5 protein-coding genes and 1 tRNA gene are annotated in these 3,897 nt (G+C 32.5%); 3 read left to right on the forward strand and 3 right to left on the reverse strand.

Features of this window, described 5'->3' with window-relative positions:
- Nucleotides 1-335, reverse strand: a 335-nt coding sequence (locus ACKVOD_RS11575) for a hypothetical protein (RefSeq protein WP_409209628.1), incomplete at its 3' end; no start/stop codon positions are given.
- A gap of 43 nt (nt 336-378) precedes the next feature.
- Here ACKVOD_RS11575 and ACKVOD_RS11580 point away from each other — a divergent pair.
- From ACKVOD_RS11580 to ACKVOD_RS11590, 3 genes are all read left to right on the forward strand, one after another.
- Nucleotides 379-453 (forward strand) — tRNA-Cys (locus ACKVOD_RS11580).
- Between the two features lie 91 nt (nt 454-544).
- Nucleotides 545-676: a hypothetical protein gene (locus tag ACKVOD_RS11585; RefSeq protein WP_409209629.1), complete on the forward strand. Its 132-nt coding sequence runs from the start codon at nt 545-547 to the stop codon at nt 674-676.
- 3 nt (nt 677-679) lie between these two features.
- Complete coding sequence (locus ACKVOD_RS11590; protein WP_409209630.1) at nt 680-2,206, forward strand: tyrosinase family protein; 1,527 nt, start codon at nt 680-682, stop codon at nt 2,204-2,206.
- 15 nt (nt 2,207-2,221) lie between these two features.
- Here the strand turns inward: ACKVOD_RS11590 and ACKVOD_RS11595 are convergent, their stop codons facing one another.
- Together ACKVOD_RS11595 and ACKVOD_RS11600 are read right to left on the reverse strand one after the other, a co-directional pair.
- Nucleotides 2,222-2,695, reverse strand: coding sequence for a thermonuclease family protein (locus tag ACKVOD_RS11595; protein ID WP_409209631.1), 474 nt, complete (start codon nt 2,693-2,695; stop codon nt 2,222-2,224).
- Nucleotides 2,696-2,707: 12 nt separating this feature from the next.
- On the reverse strand, nt 2,708-3,508 hold the full coding sequence (locus ACKVOD_RS11600; protein ID WP_409209632.1) for a hypothetical protein: 801 nt from the start codon (nt 3,506-3,508) through the stop codon (nt 2,708-2,710).
- Nucleotides 3,509-3,897: the final 389 nt, after the last annotated feature.

The raw sequence follows: 3,897 nt of genomic DNA on the forward strand, positions 1-3,897 counted from the left end.
GATGCTTTTGTACCACTAACTGCGTAAGCGTCTGCAGTACCTGCAACACCTACACCATTACTTTGTACTTTACCATCTACAACAATGTGCGCTTCTGTACCGCTACTATAACTTGCGTTTGCGTAGACATTGTTACCATCTAGTCCACCGGCAGCGGATGCTTCTGTACCAGTTTTAACTGAAGTTTCTACACCAACGGATGCGTTTTTATTTCCTACACTTGCGCCTGCTGATGCTTCTGCTGTATTTGTATAAGAAACGCTTGCTGAATTTTTATCTGATGTTGCGGTGGCGGAATTGTTTATTTGAGCTGATGTATTTGTTTGTGTTGCCATATTTGATATATATGTTAGAGTAGATAAAAGATTTCATTTTTATGTCTCGTTGGTCGAGTAGTTAGGCGGCTGTCTGCAAAACAGCATTAGGTTGGTGCAAATCCAACACGGGACTCCATTTTTAAATAAACAAAAATGTTATATTTGCGTTTCAAATTTGTATTTATTTTTGTATGCAAAATGATAATCTATATCAAAAGTTTATGGAATTGAAGAATGAGATAGAAAAGCATAAATGGATAGAGAGTGAAAAGCAAGGTGATGATATAGGATTTGAAAAGGCATTGACTGATTGGATGGATAAACATCGAATTGGTTGGGTTACAACTAAAACAAAATAAAATATGGATACAACAAGAAGAACTTTTTTAAAGTCTGGGTTACTGACTAGTACACTTGGATTAAATTTAAATGCAGCATCTAAACAACCGATTAATGATCCTACATGTGGACCTGCGACTGGTGGCAAGAGGTTTGATTTTAAAAATGAACCGCCACGAATTCGTAAGAGTTTTTATGATTTAAGTGATGATGAAGTAAAGAATTTGTGTCGTGCTGTTGGATATATGCGTAAGGATATAGCGTTGAACAGTACATTGCAGTGGGAGAATTATGCTAAGTTACATGCGTATCATTGTACAAATTCAGGAGTACCGATGGTACAAGTACATTGGAGTTGGCATTTTTTGCCATGGCATCGTGGGTATGTATATTTCTTAGAACGTATATTGGATAATATATTAAAGACTAATTTTGGATGGAATGGAGTTGGACTTGCGTATCCATATTGGGATTGGAGTAATCATCAGGAAATTCCTAATACAAAGATTCGTAAAGAATCTGGATTAGCGAGTCCATTATTTGGATATGATTTGACGCAAGAAGATATGGTACAGGCGGACAGTCTTGGTTTTGATAATTTGGCTTTATATGACGGTAATAGAAAGCCATCTATTTTACAACCAACAATGGACCCTAGTAATGAAGTAAGTGCTGATTCTAAGCAGCATATTGCGGAAACAAAGTGGTATATGAGTGGTGATTATATAAATGCTATTTTACAAGCTCCATTTGAACTTTTTGGTGGTAAAGCGGTAGAAAACCCAACTACACCAAGTGGTCAGGGTTTATTGGAACAAGGGCCACATAATAATGGACATGATTGGGTAGGCACTCGTTTTGGTAATAATAGAAATATGGGAACATTGAGATATGCTGCGAATGATCCTATATTCTATATGCATCATGCTAATATTGATCGTATTTGGTCATTGTATAAGAATGACATGCCTGATCCAAATGGACCTTGGGGACAACAAGAATATACATATACAGACATAGATGGTAGTCCCTTAAAGGTAACTGTTAAGGATATAGTTACTAAACTTACTAATATTACATATCAGCCACCGTCTGATGCACCTATTAAATTGACTTCTACAGTTGTTAAAACTATACCAAAGTCAGTAACAATTCCTGTTAGTGGTGAATTGACAAAAGATGGACTTGTGTTGGATATATCTGAAAATCAACAATTAAAAGATTTGTTGAGTGTAGATTCTAAGTTGTCAGTATTTACGGTTGAAACAGGTCCAATTTCATATGCAGGCAAGTTTAATATTAGTGTATATGTAAATCAGACTAATTATATTGGACGTATAAATATATTGGATGGTAGAGTACCAGATACAAATTTAAATGCTTCACATGAATTTCCTATGACAATTGGTATTGGGAAACAATCATTGACAGATAATTTGAATACGTCTTTATCTGGATATCCTAAGTCAATTAAATTAGTATTGAGCAAAGTACAAAATAAAAATTTCAAGCTCAATATTAAGAGCTTGAAATTTACAGTACTTAGATAATATAGAATACTATTTTTATAGTACACCAGCGTCTTTATAAGACATTTTTACATGACCTTCATCTATGAGTCGTTTACGATTTTTTAGGTGGAGGTCTTTTACTTTATCTTTATTTTCGCCCATATAACGGACGGCATAACCATTAGTAATGAGTTCTTCATTTAGAACTTTTTTGGTGACTGGATTGATAATTTCACCTAAAAGACGACCAAATTTCTCTCTGCCGTTACTATCTACATCATCACTGATATGGGTTCTAATGACTACATTTTTGTCTTTGCAAGCTTCAACAAATTTCTTTGCGTAGTCTTTGCTTGCTAATCCAAATACTTTTTCTGTTTTGTCTGAAGTGCGGCTTTCTGGAGTATCAATACCTAAAAGTCGCACTTTTTGGTTTATAAAGACAACATCAAATCCGAGATCAATGTCAATGACAACTGTGTCACCGTCTATAACTTCTGTAACTTTTGCGTGGTATTCGTATGGCATAATTGTATAATTTTATTTGAAAAGATTCTTAAAAAACCCTTGTTTTTTGGGTTTTTCTTCTTTTTTTGGTTCTTCTTTTTCTTTTGATTTATTTAGTTCATCCAGTTTTTTATTTAAATTTTCTCTGGAAATTTTCATTAATAATTCTGCGCCTTTTGGATGTTCACCAATTTGATGGTTGAATTCGTATCCTTCTTTTTTAAGATTTTCTCTTAATTTAGCGGTTAAATTGGTATTTTCTGTTCTTAATTCAGCAATAATTTTTTCATATTGTTTGACTTGATCTTGCAAGAAATTTCTTTCTGAAGTGAGTGCAACGATCTTTTTTATCAAATCATTTTGTTCGGGTTCAGTTTTTGCTTTTTTCAATTCGTCGCTATATTCTACGATTTCTGATGTCATTTGTACTATAGTATTGCGTAGTGATTTGACATCTGATTCTAGTGATCCTTTTTCTTGTTCAAGCAATTTAATTTTTATGTCTTTATCATCAGATGATTTTTTTAGATTGTCTGTAAGTTGTTTTAGATGTGTTACATTTGTTTGTAGGACGTTAAATTTTTGATCATAATTTTTAATTAACGTGGATAGTTCTGAATTTTTCAGTGATATGTTTGTTATGATTAAATTTTGACTATTTACAATTTCAACTTGTTTTGTAAATTTACCCGTCAAGTTTTTATAACTGTTATTTAAGAATACAAAATAGACAATTAGACCTAAAAAAATAATTGGAACTGCTAAGTACGTAATTAATTTTGTAACGTCTAATTTTTTTGTAACTGTGGCATTTGCTGTAATATTAGTATTCATGAGCGTAAAATAGTTTTTTATATATAGATATATATTGTGTAGAAATTATTATTAATTTTTATAAAATAAAATTGATATTTATTTTTAGACTGCCATTATATAATAAGTTGATATTCTTAAAGATCAATGTATGATGAATAAGTTGAGTGAATAAACTTTGAGTGAAGTTTATAGGTTAAACAGAAACAAGTAAGATAAAATAAAATAAATATGAAGAAACTAGTATTAGTATTGGCTGCTCTTTTTGCAGCATCATCCGCAACCGCAGAAGACGCATCATCATTGACATTTGATGCTGGTTATAACAACCAATACATCGTTAACGGTGTAAGTCGTGCATCAGGTACTGCTTATGCAGGTTTTGCTGCAATTAAATCACTAAAGTATGC

This window comes from Flavobacterium sp., from assembly GCF_046155325.1.
GTDB lineage: Bacteria > Bacteroidota > Bacteroidia > Flavobacteriales > Flavobacteriaceae > Flavobacterium.

Excerpts from the sequence above, each read along its gene's own strand:
- ACKVOD_RS11600 (WP_409209632.1), bottom strand. The coding sequence starts at position 3,508 with ATGAATACTAATATTACAGCAAATGCCACAGTTACAAAAAAATTAGAC.
- ACKVOD_RS11590 (WP_409209630.1), top strand. The coding sequence starts at position 680 with ATGGATACAACAAGAAGAACTTTTTTAAAGTCTGGGTTACTGACTAGT.
- ACKVOD_RS11595 (WP_409209631.1), bottom strand. The coding sequence starts at position 2,695 with ATGCCATACGAATACCACGCAAAAGTTACAGAAGTTATAGACGGTGAC.